The organism is Colwellia sp. MB02u-9, from assembly GCF_014077085.1.
Classification (GTDB): domain Bacteria; phylum Pseudomonadota; class Gammaproteobacteria; order Enterobacterales; family Alteromonadaceae; genus Cognaticolwellia.
Genome location: NZ_JACGVF010000096.1, coordinates 77,356 through 98,548, shown reverse-complemented (window position 1 = coordinate 98,548; position 21,193 = coordinate 77,356). Strand labels below are relative to the sequence as shown.

Annotated in this window: 14 protein-coding genes; 8 read left to right on the top strand and 6 right to left on the bottom strand. The window is 39.4% G+C overall.

Translation table 11 applies throughout. The features are described from left to right. Positions 1-53: 53 nt before the first annotated feature. Both H4J65_RS12810 and H4J65_RS12805 read left to right on the top strand, forming a co-directional pair. Positions 54-866 carry a formate/nitrite transporter family protein gene (locus H4J65_RS12810; RefSeq protein ID WP_182198434.1) on the top strand — a complete coding sequence of 271 codons (813 nt, stop codon included), beginning with the start codon at positions 54-56 and terminating at the stop codon, positions 864-866. Between the two features lie 329 nt (positions 867-1,195). Beyond that, entirely contained in the window at positions 1,196-2,899 is a 1,704-nt protein-coding gene (locus tag H4J65_RS12805; protein ID WP_182198433.1) for a bifunctional protein-serine/threonine kinase/phosphatase, read from the top strand. Between the two features lie 215 nt (positions 2,900-3,114). On the opposite strand, the gene H4J65_RS12800 is transcribed toward H4J65_RS12805, so the two are convergent. The 4 genes from H4J65_RS12800 to H4J65_RS12785 form a co-directional block, all read right to left on the bottom strand. Then, positions 3,115-3,879, bottom strand: a complete 765-nt coding sequence (locus H4J65_RS12800; RefSeq protein ID WP_259367612.1) for an ice-binding family protein — start codon at positions 3,877-3,879, stop codon at positions 3,115-3,117. A 793-nt stretch (positions 3,880-4,672) separates the two neighbouring features. Then, entirely contained in the window at positions 4,673-6,958 is a 2,286-nt protein-coding gene (locus H4J65_RS12795; RefSeq protein WP_182198432.1) for a xanthine dehydrogenase family protein molybdopterin-binding subunit, read from the bottom strand. 6 nt (positions 6,959-6,964) lie between these two features. Further along, positions 6,965-7,459, bottom strand: a complete 495-nt coding sequence (locus H4J65_RS12790) for a (2Fe-2S)-binding protein (RefSeq protein ID WP_182136001.1) — start codon at positions 7,457-7,459, stop codon at positions 6,965-6,967. A 255-nt stretch (positions 7,460-7,714) separates the two neighbouring features. Continuing rightward, positions 7,715-8,383, bottom strand: coding sequence for a glutathione S-transferase family protein (locus tag H4J65_RS12785; RefSeq protein WP_182198431.1), 669 nt, complete (start codon positions 8,381-8,383; stop codon positions 7,715-7,717). 193 nt (positions 8,384-8,576) lie between these two features. On the opposite strand from H4J65_RS12785, the gene H4J65_RS12780 reads away from it, so the two are divergent. Next, the gene (locus H4J65_RS12780) at positions 8,577-9,428 is read left to right on the top strand and encodes an AraC family transcriptional regulator (RefSeq protein ID WP_182198430.1); all 852 of its coding nucleotides are present in this window, start codon (positions 8,577-8,579) and stop codon (positions 9,426-9,428) included. Positions 9,429-9,923: 495 nt separating this feature from the next. Here H4J65_RS12780 and H4J65_RS12775 read toward each other — a convergent pair whose 3' ends face one another. Beyond that, positions 9,924-12,545, bottom strand: a complete 2,622-nt coding sequence (locus tag H4J65_RS12775; RefSeq protein ID WP_182136004.1) for a TonB-dependent siderophore receptor — start codon at positions 12,543-12,545, stop codon at positions 9,924-9,926. 764 nt (positions 12,546-13,309) lie between these two features. Beyond that, positions 13,310-14,893, bottom strand: coding sequence for an isocitrate lyase (locus tag H4J65_RS12770; protein WP_182198429.1), 1,584 nt, complete (start codon positions 14,891-14,893; stop codon positions 13,310-13,312). 343 nt (positions 14,894-15,236) lie between these two features. On the opposite strand from H4J65_RS12770, the gene H4J65_RS12765 reads away from it, so the two are divergent. From H4J65_RS12765 to H4J65_RS12745, 5 genes are all read left to right on the top strand, one after another. After that, positions 15,237-16,172 carry a LysR family transcriptional regulator gene (locus H4J65_RS12765; protein ID WP_182183741.1) on the top strand — a complete coding sequence of 312 codons (936 nt, stop codon included), beginning with the start codon at positions 15,237-15,239 and terminating at the stop codon, positions 16,170-16,172. 23 nt (positions 16,173-16,195) lie between these two features. Continuing rightward, positions 16,196-16,564 (top strand): CidA/LrgA family protein, encoded by a 369-nt coding sequence (locus H4J65_RS12760; protein ID WP_310649940.1) that lies wholly within the window; start codon positions 16,196-16,198, stop codon positions 16,562-16,564. Between the two features lie 5 nt (positions 16,565-16,569). Next, positions 16,570-17,295, top strand: a complete 726-nt coding sequence (locus tag H4J65_RS12755) for an LrgB family protein (RefSeq protein WP_259363077.1) — start codon at positions 16,570-16,572, stop codon at positions 17,293-17,295. Between the two features lie 582 nt (positions 17,296-17,877). Further along, complete coding sequence (locus tag H4J65_RS12750) at positions 17,878-20,052, top strand: malate synthase G (protein WP_182198428.1); 2,175 nt, start codon at positions 17,878-17,880, stop codon at positions 20,050-20,052. Positions 20,053-20,422: 370 nt separating this feature from the next. Beyond that, entirely contained in the window at positions 20,423-20,974 is a 552-nt protein-coding gene (locus H4J65_RS12745; RefSeq protein WP_182198427.1) for a hypothetical protein, read from the top strand. Positions 20,975-21,193 lie beyond the last annotated feature (219 nt).

Here is a 21,193-nt window from a genome sequence, read left to right as displayed (position 1 = left end):
TGTTAAGTAAACAGTAAAATGAATTAACCTTACTATTAAATAGAGATATAACAATGGCTTATATAGAACCCAGTGAATTTGTAACCAAGATGGTGGACGCAGGTGAACAGAAAGTTTACATGTCTACCAAAGATACTCTTATACGTGCTTTTATGGCCGGCGCTATTTTAGGCCTAGCTGCGATATTTGCGATTACGGTGGCAACTAAAACAGGTAGCCCTATTTTAGGCGCCTGTCTTTTCCCTGTTGGTTTTATCATGCTTTATTTGATGAAGTTTGATCTACTCACTGGTGTATTTACACTGGTACCATTAGCCTTATTAGACAAGCGTCCTGGTGTTACCTTTGGCGGTGTAATGCGTAACTGGGGCTTGGTCTTTCTAGGTAACTTTGGCGGAGCAATGACCACAGCCTTTTTAATGTCCTTTATTTTAACTTATGGTTATTCGGCTGACGGCGGTGCTATTGCAGCTAAAGTAGCAAGTATTGGTGAAGCAAGAACCGTAGGTTACCAAGAACATGGCTTAAGCGGCTGGATCACTATATTCTTCCGCGGCATGTTATGTAATTGGATGGTATCAATGGGTGTGGTTGGTGCGATGATCTCTACTTCTGCTGGTGCTAAAATGGCCGCCATGTGGATGCCCGTAATGTTGTTCTTCTTTATGGGTTTTGAACATTCAATTGTTAACATGTTCTTATTCCCATTCTCAATGATCATGGGGGGTGACTTTACTGTTTATGATTATTTGGTATGGAACGAAATTCCAACGGTACTAGGTAACCTTGCTGGTGGCTTATTATTAGTAGGTTTACCATTATACTTTACACATGTTAAAACATCGCCAAGCAGAAAAATTGCTTAATTCACACTTTATCAATGGTTTATTCAAAGCATAAGCTTGTATGAGTCAATTAATAAATAACTAATACAAATTTGATTAAATAAGTGCTCTACTTTTTAATGGGGAAAAATGGCTAAATACAAGCCATAAAATTTAGTCAGTAGTTATGCTACTTATAAATTTTATAACGCCGTATTTTTTCATTGTAACCATTAAAAATAAGCAGGTAATTAATCAAATTAGAATAATATCAATGTAGATAAAAGACTTCGTAATTTAGGTTATGAAGTCTTTTTATTGCTTCAAACTTTACCGATTTAAGCTAATTTTAATACCATTGGAAACAAGTAATGAGTCAAGCATTAACTGTGAGTATTGGCGGCGCGACCAATAAAGGTCGAAAAAAAATCAATCAAGATTTTCTCGGCAGCATCATTCCTAAAGAACCCATGCTTAGCAGCAAAGGGATTGTACTTGCCATGGCTGATGGTATTAGCTCAAGTAACGTCAGCCAAATTGCCAGTGAAACAGCAATATCGTGTTTTTTAGAGGACTACTACTGTACCTCTGATTCGTGGTCTGTTAAAAATTCTGCACAAAAAGTCATTAAATCGATTAATTCATGGCTTTATTCGCAAACACGTAATAGCCCTTATCGCTTTGATAAAGACAAAGGCTACGTCTGCACCTTCAGTGCACTGATATTAAAATCAAATACGGCACATCTTTTTCATTCAGGTGATACACGAATTTATCGTTTATCAGGTCAACAATTAGAGCAATTAACCGAAGATCACCGCCGAGTTGTTTCCACCGATGTTAGCTATTTAACCCGCGCTTTAGGGATTAACCAAACATTTGACATTGATTATCAAAGCCAGCTACTTGAGCAAGGCGATATCTATATTATTGCCACTGACGGCGTTTACGAGTTTTTAAATAATGCTCAAATCGCCAATAGCATTAATAATGCCCAGAGCTTAGATAATGCCGCTGATAGCATTATTACACAAGCACTTGCCTTAGGGAGTGATGACAATCTCAGTGTTCAAATTGTCCGTATTGATAACGTGCCCAGCTATCAGCTTGATGAAGTGCATCAACTGACCTTGTTGCCATTGCCGCCAAGACTTTCACCAAGAATGCAGTTTGATGGTTATGAAATTATCCGCGAAATATATATTAGTAGCCGAAGCCATGTTTTTTTAGCACGCGACAACGACACACAGCAAACCTTAGTAATAAAAACGCCATCCACTGAATTAAGAACCGACACGCGATACCTTGAGCGTTTTATGCTAGAAGAATGGATAGCTAAACGCATTAACAATCCACATGTTGTTAAAGCGATTATTCCAAAAAGAAAGCGTCATTATTTATATTTAGTGACAGAATTTATTGATGGTATTTCGTTAAATCAATGGATGATAGACCATCCAAAACCAAGCTTAGAACAAGTTAGAAATATTATTGAGCAAACCGCAAAAGGCTTACAGGCTTTTCACCGCCAAGACATGATACATCAAGACTTACGCCCAGCTAATATCATGATCGACAATACTAAGACGGTAAAAATAATAGACTTTGGTTCAACCTTTATTGCCGGTGTTACCGATGCTAACACCGAAGAAATTATGCGCGGTACCATTCGTTATTCAGCCCCTGAATATTTTTTAGGACAATTAGGCACACAGGCATCTGACCTTTATTCGTTGGGCGTGATCACTTATCAAATGTTATCAGGTAAATTTCCATATGGTCGTGAAATAGCACAAGCGAACAGCGTATCAGCGCAACGTAAGCTCAACTATAAACCGATGATCAATGATAATACTGAATTACCCCTTTGGATTGACGATACACTTGAACGCGCTTTAAAAATTGATCCCTTAAAACGCTACTCTGTGTTATCAGAGTTTGTTCATGACTTGCGACAGCCGAATAAATTATTTTTAACAAAAACTAAGCCACCGCTAATACAGCGTGATCCTGTCATGTTTTGGCAATGGGTTAGTCTTATTCTATTACTGCTGTTGATTGTACAGGCACTTTAAAAAATATTTTCCAGTGTATGAATTTATACGTTCATGACTTAGCTTGAAATTAACAAAATTATCGCTATTAGTTTTGTAATAAATGAGTTTTTGCAATAAATAAATTTTGACCGTTTTGAACAATGAGATAAAGAGGGTTAGAGAGTTTACTCTCTAACCCTCTTTATCATTAGCGTGTCGATACTTTACACTAGTCAGCAGACCTTGCTTTTTTATTATGGCCTTACAGGAAATTCAACCGGTGCTGTAACGGTATTTTTTTGCAATGTCACCGCGGTTCCAGAGAAGAGTCTGCCTTTGACTTCGGTGTGTGTATTCAAAGAAATCAATGTTTTACTCAGAACAATACCTTTAAAAAAGGCATCTGTTCCAAGGGCAGTTTGACCTGCAACTTGCCAGAAAATGTTCTTGGCTAATGCACCACCAGCTAAAGTAACCCTAGTGCTATTCGCCTGATTCAAATTACCTGATACCTGCATTATCCAAACATCATTCGACGTGCCCTTAAAGGTAACATCTGTACTGATATTGACGTTCGTAGACCATTTATAAACGCCAGGTACTAGCGTTAAACCGCCAATTTCTCCTGCGCCAAGTTCTGTGCTATCTGCTGGGCGTCTTGCAGCGTCATTATAGGCAGTTTCCATATCACCCACGGCAACACCGAGGTCGTATGCTGAATTTACCGCACAGAGTGGACCATTGGCGTCAACCGTGAAAATGGTGCCTGTTACTTCAGGGCAGCTGATCAGCAGCGCTGCACCGGTAATTGGACTAGTACCTACATTGCCTGTAATAGCGGAAGTTTTCACATCGGTAATGCCAGATTTACTTAAAATAGTGAAAGTACCTGCAGCGCCAAGTTCAACGGCATAAGCACTAGCCGCTCCACTTCCTTTAGCCATAGCATTTCCAGCAAATAAACTAGCGATAATGAGTGGTAATAGTGATTTTTTCGCATTACTTATTAATATCTTCAAAAATATTTCTCCACATGGAACTGTTAACTTCAAGTAACAAAGTTGTTACTAATAGGATTCCATTTTGGCTATTTAAACATAAAAACAAAAGCATATGTTGCTATTAGCAAGATAACTTATAATAACAACTGATATATTTTAAGGAATTTTTCATTAAATCACTAGGGTGAATTAACCATTGAAAAACACCTTCAGGCACTGTTATCGCTATTTATATCACTTACCGCTTGATGAACGTCGCCAGAAAATAATAACAATAAAAAGAACATTGAAGTCCCGATTTTAGCTTAAAAAATTTAATAAACGCAACCATAAAGCTACCGACAATCAGTATTTATCCACCACTAGGTTAAACAATATTGGTACTCAATCCACAAGCACCTAGGGTAAAAATTTTCCTCTTATGGCTTCATACAGTTTAACGGCCATAGTGTTGAACACAGGGAAGGTTTAGTAGCAGGTCAACACTTACCCTTAAGCTAAAACTTTGCCAGCGATGCCTTGATTATTTCAAGATGAACAACCTTTGAGCGATTGTCAGTTAGGGGGTTTTTCTCTGCTCAACAACGGTTAATCCACAGCCTACATTGTATATGCTGAGTTTAGCTGTTTAGCTAAGTATTGTATGCAGCATAAAAATGTTGAGTCTAGAATGTGCAAGCACTTTTAGCATGGGGGCTGAAAATAAAAAGCCCTTAGTCGCGATGAAGACAACTAAGGGCTTTAATAAACGAGTGAGTTATAGTCTTTATATACTCACTATAACTCACTTAAAAGTGACAAAACTTATTGCTTAAGCATTTTTGATTGCTGCGGCGGTAATAGGTAAATCTCGCACTCTAACACCCGTTATTTGAAAAATAGCATTGGCTATCGCCGGTGCTATCGATACTACGCCAGGTTCGCCCAAGCCGACAGGAAACTCATCGCTTTCAACAAATTCAATATCGAGCTCAGGTACGTCACTCATACGTAATGGTGAGTAGCTGTTTAAGTTGAGATTACTCACCTGACCATTTTCTATCGGGCTTTGTTCATGTAACGCTAAACTTGTTCCCCAGAGCATAGAGCCTTGAACTTGCGCTAATGCGCCATCCGGGTGAACAATAACACCAGCATCAACAATCATGGTGAGCTTTTTAACGGTTATTTTTCCTGAGCTAGGCTCAACATGAACCTGAGCAGCACAAGCCATCCAAGCCGGCATGGTACGTTCTTGTCCCGAACTTATCGCAACACCCATGCCTTCATTCTTAGCGAGTTTAACATCTTTGGTTTTTTGCTTAAGAATGTTGAGTACATTCGCTAATCGCTTGGCACCACCAACACTTTCTGGTGCTTTACCGGCTTGTTTACCTAAACCGTCAAGCATGGATAAGCGAAAATCAATCGGATCAGTTTTGCTTTGATGGGCAATTTCATCAATAAATGATTCTAGTCCCCAAACAATCCAACCCTGCCCGACAGATCTTAACCAACCAGGCAGTATGGTTTCTTGTGCTAGGCTATTATTGACCACGCGCACACGATGATTGTCCATGCTGTACCAGTGATCCGCACCACTGGTAGAAAACATATCAACACGCGTTTTTTTATCTAAGCTTTCAGGCATAAATCCTGGTGCCATGGCTAAGGTTGGCCAACCGGCAGCCAGTGCATGCTCCATACCGGTAAATTTATTTTCCTGATCAAACACCGCTCGAAACGAGACGACAGACGGCGATCTGGGTTGATCAAATCTAGAATCATCTTCACGAGTAAATACCATTTTTACTGGCTTGCCAATTGCTTTAGCGGTTAATACCGCAGGTATCGCATAATCGCCGAATAAACGACGGCCAAAACCACCACCGAGATATTGCTGATGCATAACAACTTTGTCATCCGTTACTTGCAGCGCTTTAGCAATTGCTGGCAAGGTTAGCGACTGCCATTGATTACCGGTATAAACATGCCAAAGACCATCTTTTTCTTCTACGGTGGCGTTAACTGGCTCTAAAGCGAAGTGTAAAACGGTATGCGTGCGATAAACCGCATCAATCGATTTATCGGCTTTAGTGCTTGCCGCTGAGAAATCGCCCTGATCAATAAACAATCCGCCTTCGCTCTTATCAGTAACTAAACGCTCTCCTTCTTGGAGAATATCTTGCTCACTGACCTTAGCTGTTTTACCCACTTGATAGCTAACCTTTAAGGCATCAGCCGCTTGAATTGCGCCATAATAACTATCAGCCGCGACACTAACCCAACCTTGAAGGTGGTCACTCGGGTCTTGCAAGAGATAATAACCCAAATAACCTTTGATTTTCTGGGCGGCACTGTCGTCAACATTCGTGACTTTACTGCCATATCGGGTCGGTGGAATAATCGGTCGAGCATAGACCATACCGGCCAACTCTATATCAATACCATAAACGGCTGAGCCATTAGTTTTAGCCGGAATATCAAGCGCTAAGGCCGGTTTTCCTACTAAGCTTCTTTTACTTGCAGGTTTTAACGGTAAAGCGCTAATCTCTTCTGGTGTAAAGGTACGATTAAAATGGCCTTTGGCAACAATGTCACCAAAACTAATTGAGCGATCTTGATAAAGTACCGCGCCATTTTCTACGCTACATTGCTCTGCAGGGCAATTTAAGATTTTCGCTGCCGCTTCTATTAAGGCTATACGCCCTGCAGCACCCGCTTGAGACATGGGCTTAAATGTTTGAAAAACTGACCATGAACCACCCGTGACCATATAACCCCATTTAGGATCAGTATCAACATGAGTGATGGAGACTTTAGACCAATCAGCCCCTAGCTCATCAGCAACAACGCGTGCTAGTGCAGTGCCAATATGTTGGCCCATTTCTGCCTTAGCAATATTAATGTTCACTTCACCTAATGGGTTGATTTCAAACCAAACCGTTGGGGAAAATAATTTATTTTTCAGTGTTTCTTGAGGACTGTCACCTAAGCCTACTGCGCCAACTAAGGGGGCAAAAGCCATTAACAGCGAACCACTGACCGAACCTACTAAAAATCGACGTCGAGATAAGCTGACATTATTTTTTGCATCTTTAATATTTTTCATTGCCATACGCCTTTATGATTGTTGCGTTGAAGAGCTAGGATCAAAAGTTTGTACATCGGCTGACATCACACCTGCCGCATTTTTAATCGCACTTTTAATGCGTACATAAGCCATACAGCGACATAAATTTCCACTCATATGATCGACAATTTCTTGGTCACTCGGTGACGAATTACTGGCTAATAAAGTCGCGGCTTGCATAATTTGTCCCGACTGGCAGTAGCCACATTGCGGCACCTGTTCATCAATCCATGTTTGTTGTAATGGATGTTTGTTTTCTAAACCTTCAATCGTGGTGATATTTTTATTTTCTGCGGCTATTAATGGAAAAGAGCATGTTCTGACTGGTGCACCGTCAATATGTACGGTACAAGCACCACACAGACCAATACCACAACCAAACTTTGTGCCTTTAAAACCAAATTCATCACGGATGACCCATAATAATGGTGTGTTTACATCAGCAGCAGAGGAAACCTTGTTCCCATTTAACTTGAATACAATCATAGCTTTCTCTCCCAAAATTGAGTTGAAACATTAACAACTCATCAATTTATTAAGTACGCCACTTATGGCAGTGGCTGATTATTTATCTAAACGTGCTTGGCACTGACTGAGATTAATAAAGCGATGTTTTCAAGGAACTGCTCTCCCAAAACAAAGCCAGCGATTAAGATTGCACTGACAACGCCGTTTTATCATCTACTTTATAACGCTAAGTTTAACACTTTCTATTGATGGCTTTTTATTAAACTGCCAAAGCTAGGCATAATCGTAGGTGCCACCCGATTTTAAGGCTTTTTGATACCCTGCTCGAGCCTGAAAACGTTTAACGTAGGCAATAATTTTTGGATAATCTTGGTCAACTGTCTTCCTTGCTGCCCATGCTTCTAAAGGAAAACTCATTTGAATGTCAGCGCCTGATAGCTGATCGCCAGCAAACCATTCATTATCAGTTAAATGGTGCTCGATTAACGCTAAATTAGCCGTGATATTGGGCCCAACATAGCCCGCCATGACTTTTTTCATAATGGCTTTAGCTATGTATTTAACAAAAAATGGTTTCGACCTTTGCACTGCCTTTTCTAAAATGAGTTTCAACAATAATTGCTGCATCATAGTACCTTCAGCAAAATGTAACCAGTATAGATACTGGCGATGTGCTTCAGTTTTAGTCTCAGGAATGAAGTTACCTTCACCATAAGTTTGAGCAAGATATTCAATAATCGCTCCAGATTCTGCCACAGTAATGTCACCATCGGTAATTACTGGAGACTTACCCAAAGGATGTATTTTTTTAAGACTAGCAGGCGCTAGATTAGTCTTGAGATCACGTTGATATTGTTTTACTTCATAAGGTACGCCAAGCTCTTCCAAAGCCCAAAGAACCCGTTGAGACCGAGAATTATTTAAGTGATGTACAACAACCATAGTTTTCTCCAATAAGATAAAATATCAACTAAGCTATTGCCATTCGATTGCCAGAGTTAAGTGTTTACCTTGGCAAGCCATTTTTGATGGCCACAACTTAGGGCACAATAGTGCAAGTATGTGTTATTTTAGTATCTTTATTGCTTGCTGTCGCATAGCATTGAACCCTATAACTATACTATTGGACTATTTTATGCTTTGGGCTTCCAGTGTTGTATTACAGCATGATATCGAGCAACACCACCATAACCTGCATGAGTTTGTTGTCTGTTTACAAGGCAGTGTAAACATCAGCATTAATGACGAGGTGCATCACTTTTCAGCTGGACACTCTATTTTTATCCCCGCTAAATATCCACATACCATTGCTATTGATAAGCAAAACGCTACCAAGTTACTCTTTGTCTGCATTAATCCACCGTCATTTGATACTTTGTCAAACCCTACTAATCGCCTGTTTTTAAATACGTTATCTGAAGGTGGCTTTTTAATAAACAATAACCAAGTTAACACTGATGACAGCACTGAGGAAATGAAAAAAATTGCCCATGAAATCGAAGCATCCCCTGATTCCAGCTCGCTACTGCATGCTAGTTTAAAAGAGAATTTATACTTGCGGTTATTGCTTATTCATATGAGTAGTGCCGGTTATGAACAGAAAACAAGTGCGCAATCATCGCTGCGAATGACTAAAGCTCAGAATTGGATTCATGACAACTATGCCATGGATATCACGCTGGAAATGGTGGCAAATCAAGTTAACATATCGAGAAGTCATTTTGCGCGTCAATTTCGTCAGCACACAGGATTCAGTGTCATTGAATATCTCCTCAAGGTGCGCTGCGATGCTGTGGCTAAGTTACTTGCCAGCTCAGACACCGATATAACAGCAGTAGCATTCGCTACAGGCTTTAGTAATTTAAGCCATTTATACCGACACTTTAAACGCCGCTATGGCATAACTCCTGGCGCTTTTCGGCAGATGATTAAAAATCAAGGAGCCACACTAACAACGCCACCCAATGAAAAAATGCTAAAAGTGTAAACTAAATTTAGTGACTAATACATGCTCAGCCTTAAGGCAATTTAGCTGCCATAGGTACAAAAAATTAGCGACAAAAATATTCTGCTGCTGATATTTTTTTGGCCCATCGTATGAATGGCCCGCTTAATGGTTGTCAGACTAAAGTCTGACCTACAAAAAATAACCCAACGTTAGATGAGTGGCCCGCTTAATGGATGACTGACTAAAGTGCGACCTACAAAAAATCGCTCAACGCTACATGAATGGCCCGCTTAATCGATGACGGACTAAAGTGCGACCTACAAACAACTTACTCTGCGCTACATGCTCTCCTATAAAAGAAATTTTGGCTAACATACTCATTTGCTCTGTAATCCTTTAAATATTTTACTTTATAGCCTAGCAACAATCTTACGAAACAAAGTCTAAAAGTTGCATAAAAAAAAGCTCTTACCTAAGTAAGAGCTTTTTAACAATTTTAAATACTTTTATATATGGTTACATACTAAGTGTTATTTAAAATTTGTAGCTTGCTTTAACGTAGACAAAACGGCCTTGGCTATTGTGTGTACCACTGACGAAGCCCGTAAAATCATGATAAGAAAACGGAGGTTCTTCATTAAACAAGTTGGTGGCACCAATACTTAAAGTGGTATCTTTAATGCCGATATAATTCACTGTGGTGTCAACCGTTGTCAATGAATCTATATCATTCATACCTTCAGCAGCCACTGCAGCATCTTGTTTGAATTCGCCAACATAGTTAACCGCCATACTTGCGTTCCAGTCACCTTGTACCCAAACCGTATTGAATGACCAACGTACTTCAGGTTGTTCAAAGTCACCTTCTTGAGTATCAATGCGCATAGAGCCATCAGCATTCGGGCGAGCATCTTCATAAGATAAAACGTAATTTAGCGCATAGGTAAATCTGAAATCACCCATATCAGTTTCTAAGCCGTAATTAGCTTCAACGTCTAAGCCTGATGTGGTGATATTACCAATATTTTCATATTGATCAAAAATACGTACTACTTCACCCGGATCGCCAGCAACACTTGACGGTAAACGCTCAACTACCGAGGGATCGTTACCCAAGGTACTAAATTTAAACTGCGTATCTTTCGTGATAACATTTTCGATATCATAATCATAATAATCTACTGAAAAATCCATGTTATCAGCTAGTTCATAGATTAAACCTAAGTTATAGCTTTTAGACTCTTCAGGGCCTAAATCATCATTACCTGACAGTACTGCGGTATATTCTTGTGGCTCACAAGCTTTATTAACATTACCAACAGCAGCACAACGTACCGAATCAACTAAGTTAGGCGATTCATCTGTGTTGCCTAAACCAATTTGATGCAATGACGGTGCTCTAAACGCCGTACCGTATGAACCACGTAGTGATAATGAATCAGTTGTTTGCCAAATAAAGGCTACTTTGGGATCGGTAGTGGTACCAAAATCGCTGTAATCTTCATGACGTACCGCCACCTGTACTTCTAAGTTATCAAGTACTGGAATAGCTAACTCAGCAAAAATAGAGGTATTGTCACGAGAACCGTTAGCTTGGGTTGCTTCCGTACCGAAAACTTCACCACGCAAGAATTGATCATCAGGGTTGTCGCTAATGCTCTCTTCTCTGTATTCAACACCTACCGCTAAACCAAGATCGCCATGTGCCATTTCCATTAATGAACCACTGATTTTACCATCAAATGACTTACTGGTTGATTTACCAATACGTGTGGTAGTAGTTTCAATAAAGTCTAATGATTCTTGACTGTTACTTGAGGGTTCAAACGGGTTCCATAAACCACTGTCAATCGCTTCTTGCGTACGACGAGAATTAGGGAAGCCATTTACGCCACGCTCTGTCGATTCACTTTTAATGTAGTTATATGCAACTTCCCAGCTCCAATCTTTAATTTCGCCTTGTAGACCAATAATTGAGCGATAATAATTTGAGGTAACACGTTTTTCACGATTGCCAATATCGAGCATACGTCGACGCATGGTTAAATCTTGCTGATAAAACTCATGAGTCGGTAGGTTGGCAAAAGGGTGGTTAACGTTGTCTCCCGCCATAAATAACTCGTTAAAGCTTGGGCTACCAGCACCACGAATAGTGGTTTTTGAATGTTGACCGTTTAATTCAGCAAAGCCACGTAAATTGTCATTAATTTCGTACTTACCTAAATAAATAAAGCTAGCACGTTCAGTAGCAGGAACTGAGGTCATTACAGGCGCGTAGTCATAACGACAAAGATTACCCACAATATCTGCTTCAGCACAAACATCATTACCAAAGGTATCAGGCAAACGATTAGTTGAGTCACTCGCTAAAGCAATAGTGCCTGGGAACCCTGATGAACTTCTAAAGTCAGTGGCGAACGGGTCGTTAGGTCTTAAAGCTTTTTGGTTAGCTGATTTTGAATAATCTCGATCAGCATAAAGAATTTCTTCGCGGTCAAAGTAATCTAAAGCAAAAGTGTGACTGCTTTTTTCTGTTGAGCTGCCCCAAACAATACTAAGGTTTTTTTCTTTACCACCGCCATCAGCGGTGTCACCAAGTTTGGCTGAAATCTCAGCACCTTCAACATCATCTCTTAAGATAATATTGATAACGCCGGCGACAGCATCAGAGCCATAAGTGGCTGAGGCACCATCTTTTAGAATATCAACGCGTTTAATAGCCGCTAATGGAATATTATTGATATCAACAAAGGCGGTATCAATATTATTAGCAAATGGTGACACAGAAACGCGTCTGCCGTTCACTAATATTAATGTTGAGTCAGCACCCAAACCACGTAATGAAACACTTGAACCACCATTGCTGGTATTGTCACTGCTGTTTCCTTGCGTTGAAAAAGTGCCTTGTCCTGCCATAGGTAATTTGGTGAAAAGGCCAATAAGGTCAGTCACACCACTATTGGCAATATCTTCTGCACTGAGTGATGTTAATGGAGATGGTCCTTCCATGTCCGTTCTCTGAATGTGAGAACCGGTAACTTGTATTCTTTCTACACTGTCTTTTTCTGCCGCAACGGCAAGATAACTTTGTGAAGCAAATAATGCGGCGGTAATACTGAGAGCAAGTACGTGTTTACGATTATTTAAGACTGTCATGTTTCCTTCCTTTTTGTGCTTTTATAATTGTTGGTGTTTTATTATATTTTTTCATTAAAATACTATTTAACTAAGACAAATTAGCAGCTTTTTGGCACAAATAAAACTTGGTTCTAACAGGTAAGTCCACATGACACTTAACTTAAATGTAAAGTTATGTTACCAATGGTCATTTAACTACGAAAAATGTCGGACCTTTACCTAATAATGAATAGCAATCGGTAATAAGATTTAATTTATCTGTAGTTTGACAGTAAGGTTTTATAAACTAATTTAAGCTCTTACCAGTAAAACTGGCATGGGTATTTTGCCAATACATTATTATTTCATTAATACTAAAGGCTTTTATTTACATTAAAAAACATCGAGTTAATAGCCCCCCACCTTGGTCGTATCGTTTTAAATAGCCATATTAGCTAATAACTCAGCCGTAGAACCCAAGATAAATAGCGGCACTTAACGGTTAATCATATTCGTGAACAGATAAATTTTGTGGGTGAATCGACTGGTAGTTATTTCATCACTGTTACAACTAGCTTAGCTTTTAAATGCTTAAAAATCTTTACTACCTAAAAATCAACCTAAAAATGAACCTAAAAAATGAACATAAAAAAATCCGATGAAAGCTATTCATCGGATTTTGGTTTTCTTGCCAACTTTCAAACTAAATGTGCTTCAATTGTTGGCATGACTGCTTAAAGGCAGTGTTGTTTTCACTGCAGTTGGCAGTGCTTTTACCAGCCAACTATTATGCTAATCTGCAATTAAAACTGGTTAGAAGTGTTATTAGCGCCACCGGCTTTAAGCGCGTTTTCACCTGCAAAGTATTCTTTGTGATCATCGCCCATATCAGAACCTGACATGTTTTGATGTTTAACACAGGCGATACCTTGACGAATTTCTTTACGCTGAACACCTTCAACATAACCCAGCATACCTGCATCACCAAAGTATTCTTTCGCAAGGTTATCGGTAGATAACGCCGCGGTATGGTAAGTAGGAAGTGTAATTAGGTGATGGAAAATACCCGCTTCACGTGAAGTCTCCGCTTGGAAACTACGGATTTTGTCATCGGCAGCTACCGCTAACTCAGTCGTATCATAATCAACATGCATTAAATCAGCACGAACATAGTTAGATACGTCTTCACCAGCCGCTACCATTGAATCAAAGGCTTGCTGACGGAAGTTTAGTGTCCAGTTAAATGATGGGCTGTTGTTGTAAACCAGCTTAGCATTTGGAATTTCTTTACGTACTTCATTCATCATTGCCGTGATGTCAGCAACGTTGGGTGTTGCTGTTTCAATCCAAAGTAAGTCAGCGCCTGCTTTAATCGCTTCGATGCTGTCAAATACACAACGCTCTTCACCGGTACCTTGACGAAACTGGTATAAACCAGAAGGTAAGCGCTTAGGACGAACTAGCTTACCGTTACGGTTGAAACACACATCGCCTTCAGCCATATCGCTTACGTCAATTTCTTCAACGTCTAGGAAAGAGTTATATATGTCACCTTGATCGCCAACTTCTTTAACTACGGCGATTTCTTTAGTCAGGCCAGCACCTTCAGAGTCTGTACGTGAAACGATAATACCATTGTCTATACCTAGTTCTAAGAAAGCATGACGTAATGCACGAATTTTAGAATGAAAATCTGCATGAGGAACCGTTACTTTACCGTCTTGATGTCCACATTGCTTTTCATCAGCCACTTGGTTTTCAATTTGAAGTGCACATGCACCAGCTTCGATCATTTGCTTAGCCATGATGTAAGTCGCTTCAGCGTTACCAAAACCTGCATCGATATCAGCAATAATTGGCACAACATGTGTTACGTGGTTATCAATTTGGTCTTGGATAGCCGCTTTGTCGCCTTCGCTTGCTGCGTCTAGGTCACGGAAAAGACCGCCTAGTTCACGGGCATCAGCTTGACGTAAAAAAGTGTAAAGCTCTGCAACTAAAGCAGCTACTGAAGTTTTTTCGTGCATAGATTGATCAGGAAGAGGACCAAATTCACTGCGTAGTGCAGCAACCATCCAACCCGAAAGATATAAGTAACGACGGTCTGTTTTACCCGCAAAATGTTTCTTGATAGAAATCATTTTCTGTTGGCCAATAAAACCATGCCAACAACCTAAAGATTGGGTGTACTTAGAACTATCAGCGTCGTAAGCTGCCATATCAGCACGCATAATGTTTGCAGTATACTGAGCAATGTCTAAACCTGTTTTAAATTTGTTCTGCGCTCGCATACGGGCTACTGATTCAGGATTAATGGCATTCCATGAACTGCCAGCTTTTTCTTTAATTGCTTGAACTGCTTCGATTGCACTTTGATAATTAGACATATGACTTGCTCCAAAATTTTAACTGACAGTATTTATAATTATTGATGGTGTAACTTCTCATGTAAGTTGTCACACCTGACAACACAAATACTAAACCAGTCGCTGTTAATAAACAAAATATATAATTAGAATCCCTGCCATTCACAAAGTAAATACTGGTGTATTAACTCTAAAAAATATAAGTCAATAACTCAATAAATTCAAACGCTAAGCCACCCAGCCAATGAAAGCCACCGGATAATAAGGATAAGTTTAATTTATGTTTTCTATTAAATTAACTTGATTATCACTATAAGCCATGACATATATCTAAGTTATACTTTTGTTCTAGATTATTAATGTTATGAATATCTCAAAAATTGATTTAAACCTGCTAATTTATCTTGATGTTTTACTTAGAGAGAAAAATGTTACACGCGCAGCGGGTCAATTAAATATTACCCAACCGGCAATGAGCAATGGTTTAAAAAGATTACGTACACTTTTTAACGATCCTATTTTAGTCAGAACATCCGATGGTATGGTGCCGACCGAACGTGCTCGGGCTTTAGCCCCTGCTATTCGTAAAATTTTATTAGAGCTAGAAGAAGCACTGCAAGGTGAAGAAGAATTTAACGAACTTAATAGTCAGCGGGTTTTTCGTCTGATGGCCAGTGACTATGCGGCTTCGACATTACTACCCAAATTATTGAAGCGGATCAATCAAATAGCGCCTAACGTGACCATTGACATCATGACACCCAGTGATGTTAATTTTCATGATGTGGAGGCAGGTAAAATTGATATGGCCATTAACCGTTTTGATGAGTTACCACAATCTTTTCATCAAAAAACTATTTGGCGAGATTCTTTTTCGTGCCTGTTAAGTGCGAATAATCCGATCGTGTCAAAGTTTAACCTCAACACTTACCTCAGTGCTAAACATGTTTGGGTATCTAAAACCGGCTTTGGAGTCGGTGTTGGTATGGATCCAAAAGATGTGCAAAAATTAGGCTGGGTTGACGAAGCCCTAGCGCGCTTAGGTAAACAACGTAATATTAAAGTCTTTACGCGAAATTATCACGTGGCAATGCAGCTTGCACTAGAAGATGAATTAGTCGCCACCTTACCAACACGGGCCGCATTAATTCATAAAAACGATGCTAACTATACGGTACTTAAGCCACCATTCGATATTCCTGATATTGAACTTAAAATGATTTGGAGCCCACTGTTGCACCATGACGCTAGTCATATATGGTTTAGACAGTTGGTTATTGAAGCCGCCAATGAAGGCTAATACAGCAATAAGGTTTAGTCAGTGTGATCACGTTTAAGCAAAAAACATTCAATGCTTTGTATAGCATCTTTGCTATTTTTAGTTGCCTTGCCCTAGGTAAGTTATGTGGGTATTTTGCGCCGATATTACCGAGTAGTTTATATGGCTTGATTATTTTCACCCTGACACTACATTTTCGTCTCTTTAATGCTGATTATATTAAAAGCACTGTCGTGTGGTGTTTAAAGCATATGGCGGTGTGTTTTGTGCCTGCCGGTGTTGGCATTATGAACCACTTTGAATTGATCAAACAATTTGGCATCGCCATAGTCGCTATTACCTTTCTAACGACCTTTCTATTACTGACGGTTGTTGGTTTACATTATCAGCGCTACGCTGTCGATGCTGAGTAACCTTGATGATGACAATGATCACTGAGTTATTACACAACCATTTACTGTCTTCGATTTTTACTGTCGCTGGCACAATTGCACTGTTTCAGTTGACTGCGGTTTTTCAACGTAAACTCAACGCTATTTGGTTGCAACCTATGCTGATGTGTATTTTAGCCATTATTGCTATCTTACTTTGGCAAGATATTAGCTTTGAGAGTTATTTTTCAAATGCTTGGCTACTTAATGCTTTGCTTGAGCCCGCTGTTGTAGCTTTAGGCTTTCCACTGTATCAGCACTTAGAAACCATTACTAAAGAGTGGAAGAGTATTGTTTTAGTGTTATTGCTTGGCGCCTTCATTGCCATTGTTAGCAGTTTTATTATTACCATGCTGTTAATCGGGGATTACACCATTGCCGTGGCACTTTCACTCAAGTCAGTGACTACACCTATTGCTATTGCCATTGCCGGTCCATTAGACGGTAATACCGCTATTACCGCCTTTGCCATTATTCTCGCCGGCTTTTTTGGCGCTTTAGTGGGTCCGCCTTGGTTACGGTTTATTAAAGTTAAATCACCTAAAGCACAAGGCTTGGCTATTGGCGCTGCCAGTCATGCTATTGGCACGGCAACGGTCAGTAATATTAGTTACCAACACGCGGCTTATAGCTCATTGGCTTTAATTGTTTCTGCTGTTATTACTGCCCTCACTAGCCCATTTATTATCACTTTTTTGGCAACACTTTTTTAGCCTGATTAACCTCATACTCGTTTTATTGGTTAGCTGAGCTAGTTTATAGACACCAATAGTGGCCAAATATAAGGCCACTATTTTAATCACTCCTGGTGCAATGATTAAATAACCCAATAACAGATTATTTTAACGCGCTAAAATACTCACAACGTCAGTGAGCTTGGTCTCATTTTTCATGCCAAAACTTTGCCTTTAATACCTTGTCATATAGGCTAAAAAAATAAAACAGTCTGATTTATCTTAAGATTTTCACTTGCCTAACTAAAAATTTATTCAACGTTTTTATGGATGATTCATTCGCCGCATGAATATTAAGGATAACAAGGATAACCACAAACAATAATACCAATACAGGTATACTAAAATGAAAGCGACCTGCTGCTGATCATAATTAATAATAAATTAACTTTATGAGCATGTTTAAAAACAAAACACTGGGCTAAAGTAAGACCTATTGTTAACCAGCAGCTATGGCATCAGATAGACAATATTTCTAGATTGCTGATAGTAGTTTTTCGTCAATGTATTAAATAATAAAACTTTCTTCCAAACTTTCAAACTATTCAAAATAGGTGCCCTATGACAAAAAGAATTTCAATCGCAAATTTGCAGGTAGCAGAAGAATTATATAATTTTGTTAACCAGCAAGTGCTGCCAGGTACAACACTAGCTTCAGATACTTTCTGGTCTGGCTTTGCAAAACTCATCGCCGATTTAGCACCAAAAAATAAAGCCCTATTGGTAAAACGCACGTCATTGCAAGCGCAAATAACGGCTTATCATCATGCACATCAAGCTGAAAAATTTAATTTTAAAGCATATAAAATCTTTTTAACCGCTATTGGCTACCTCGTTCCCCCTGTGGCTGACTTCACCATATCAACAAAAAATGTCGATGCTGAATTAGCCACTATCGCAGGACCACAACTGGTTGTGCCGGTCATGAATGCTCGCTTTGCCTTAAATGCGGTCAATGCTCGCTGGGGGAGCTTATACGACGCCTTATATGGCTCAGATGTGATCTCTGAAGCAGATGGCGCTGAAAAAACAAAAGCTTATAACCCTGCACGTGGGGCTAAAGTTGTCGCCTTTGCTCGCGACTTTTTAGACCAAACTATTCCTTTGGTTAATGGCTCTCACACAGATGTTAAAAGTTATCAAATAATTAACCATGCCCTTGTTGTTACACTCAGTAATGATGAAAGCGCCTACTTAGCTGAGCCTGAATTATTTATTGGTTTTACCGGTGAGCAAACGTCGCCCAATGAGTTGGTTTTTAAACACCACGATTTACACTTTATCGTTGAATTTGATCAAAACAGCACGATTGCAAAAAGCGATACGGCGGGTGTTAGTGATATTTCAATGGAGTCAGCATTAACCACTATCATGGATTGTGAAGATTCGGTTGCCGCGGTTGACGCTGAAGACAAAGTGATTGCCTATAAAAATTGGCTTGGTTTAAATCAAGGCACTTTATCTGAAACTTTTGAAAAATCAGGTAAACAACAAACCCGTTTGATGCATCCTGATAAATGTTTTCAAAAGCTTGATGGGACACAAGGCAAACTAAAAGCTCGCAGCTTAATGTTCGTGCGTAACGTTGGCCACTTGATGACCAACAATGCCATTATTGACCAGCACAACAATGAAGTACCTGAGGGCATTATGGATGCTGTTATTACCTCATTAATATCCACATACGACGTTAATCAAAAAAACACTTTACGCAACAGTGACACAGGTTCAGTTTATATTGTTAAACCTAAAATGCATGGCCCTGAAGAAGTAGCTTTTGCCAATGAATTATTTGACCGAGTTGAAGACCTATTAACGCTACCTCGTCATACGGTAAAAATGGGTATTATGGATGAAGAACGCCGCACCAGTGTTAACTTAAAAGCCTGTATTTATCAGGCAAAAGAGCGCGTGGTATTTATCAATACTGGCTTTCTTGACCGAACCGGTGATGAAATTCATACCTCAATGGCTGCCGGCGTTATGGCCAGAAAAGCAGATATCAAATTAACTAAATGGATTTCTGCTTATGAAGATAATAATGTCGATGTTGGCTTAGCTTGTGGTTTTAGTGGTAAAGCACAAATAGGCAAAGGCATGTGGCCAATACCTGATCAAATGGCCAATATGTTAGCCACAAAAATTAATCATGTGAAAGCGGGCGCCAATACCGCATGGGTACCCTCGCCAACCGCAGCAACCTTGCACGCTTTGCATTACCATAAAGTGAATGTATTGCAATTGCAGCAGCAACTGAAGAACCGTGTACCGGCAAACGTCGATGATATTTTAACTATACCTTTAGCGGAAAATACCCAGTGGTCCGCACAAGAGATTTCAGATGAGTTAGACAACAATTCACAAGGTATTTTAGGCTATGTTGTGCGCTGGATTGATCAAGGCGTTGGTTGTTCAAAAGTGCCTGACATTAATAATGTTGGCTTAATGGAAGATCGCGCGACTTTAAGAATATCAAGTCAGCATATGGCTAATTGGTTACAACATAACATTTGCACACCAGAACAAGTGCTAGCCAGCTTGAAAAAAATGGCCGCCATTGTTGATCAACAAAACCAAGGTGATAGTCAATATCACGCTATGTCGAATGATTTTGACAACAACATAGCTTTTCAAACAGCATTAGCATTAGTACTGCAAGGCGACAAGCAACCTAACGGTTATACTGAGCCTTTATTACATAACAATAGACTGTTATTTAAAGCTCAAGCCAAATAAGACTATAGCTGAAACCACCTAAAGCTTGGTACTAAATAAAGGCCGGTGCTGATAAATCATAGTATTTATCAGCACCGGCCTATTTTTATGGCTAAAACACAGTTGATCCTGTGTAATTTATTCAACATTGCAGTCGGCATAAATTCAAAGTTTACAGAGCTAATTTACTGGACTAGCTTACTGGACTAATGGCTCTATCAGTAAATTAGGCAAATTATCATAAGCCAATTACAGACTAAATCAGATTATTGGCCTAATCAAGTACACAGCTCAACATCCTGTTATCGTGTAAACACAAGCCCTATCTATATTAATTTGTAACACAATGGTACAATCGTTACACCAAGGAAGGATACAGGGTAATAATTTAATGAGAATAACTAAAAAGACAAGACCAAGGAAACCTAACTTAAGTGGCGCTATATTGCTTATGATTGGTTTATTAGGCTTATACTGCTCAGCAACTCAAGCAGCACCCAAAGTGAAAAACCAAGCTAAAGTTGTTTTAATCATAAACAAGGTTGTTAGCGAGGTAAAATCACCAACAAATACCCATGTTAATAACTACGCTTACCCCAGTATTACCAGCGAAGTATTTAATCAATACAATCAAATCACTATACAGTCAACTTCTCAAATATCTCAACAACCATCGTTGGGGATTAAAGTCACTGATTTTGCAAACTTAGCACCACATAAGTTTGCTAAAAAAAATTCTCTCTTTGAGTTTGCGGCTAAATTTAATGACAAGCTGCAACAAGTACTCGCCTATTTTGACTTTTCATCCACCAGCACCGACAGTAAAAACAAAAATATTAGCGAAAAAGATTCCAAGCAAAAATCTAGCTTGATTGCTAAAAATAGCAAGAAAGCATTACAGGCCAATGCTAGGGTCAGTAAAGTTCAGAGCAATTTATACTGAGCACTAGTTAAGGGCACTGAATCTGACTGATGATATTAAAAAACCGCCCTTTAGCGGTTTTTTAATGCCGGTATTTCACTTAAACCTAATCACTAAAAATTCCTACCAAAACATAGCCACTGAGCATAATCACTGAACATAGTCACTAAAGAGAGTCACTAAAAAGAGTCGCTAAACTTAATCACCTAGCTTTAGCCCTCATTAGTTTGGCTCTTGATG

Bases quoted from the DNA above. Each gene is read 5' to 3' on its own strand.
- H4J65_RS12755 (WP_259363077.1), top strand. From the start codon at position 16,570: ATGATGACAATGATCACTGAGTTATTACACAACCATTTACTGTCTTCG.
- H4J65_RS12780 (WP_182198430.1), top strand. From the start codon at position 8,577: ATGCTTTGGGCTTCCAGTGTTGTATTACAGCATGATATCGAGCAACAC.
- H4J65_RS12765 (WP_182183741.1), top strand. From the start codon at position 15,237: ATGAATATCTCAAAAATTGATTTAAACCTGCTAATTTATCTTGATGTT.
- H4J65_RS12745 (WP_182198427.1), top strand. From the start codon at position 20,423: ATGAGAATAACTAAAAAGACAAGACCAAGGAAACCTAACTTAAGTGGC.
- H4J65_RS12750 (WP_182198428.1), top strand. From the start codon at position 17,878: ATGACAAAAAGAATTTCAATCGCAAATTTGCAGGTAGCAGAAGAATTA.
- H4J65_RS12785 (WP_182198431.1), bottom strand. From the start codon at position 8,383: ATGGTTGTTGTACATCACTTAAATAATTCTCGGTCTCAACGGGTTCTT.
- H4J65_RS12775 (WP_182136004.1), bottom strand. From the start codon at position 12,545: ATGACAGTCTTAAATAATCGTAAACACGTACTTGCTCTCAGTATTACC.
- H4J65_RS12805 (WP_182198433.1), top strand. From the start codon at position 1,196: ATGAGTCAAGCATTAACTGTGAGTATTGGCGGCGCGACCAATAAAGGT.
- H4J65_RS12790 (WP_182136001.1), bottom strand. From the start codon at position 7,459: ATGATTGTATTCAAGTTAAATGGGAACAAGGTTTCCTCTGCTGCTGAT.
- H4J65_RS12770 (WP_182198429.1), bottom strand. From the start codon at position 14,893: ATGTCTAATTATCAAAGTGCAATCGAAGCAGTTCAAGCAATTAAAGAA.
- H4J65_RS12795 (WP_182198432.1), bottom strand. From the start codon at position 6,958: ATGGCAATGAAAAATATTAAAGATGCAAAAAATAATGTCAGCTTATCT.
- H4J65_RS12810 (WP_182198434.1), top strand. From the start codon at position 54: ATGGCTTATATAGAACCCAGTGAATTTGTAACCAAGATGGTGGACGCA.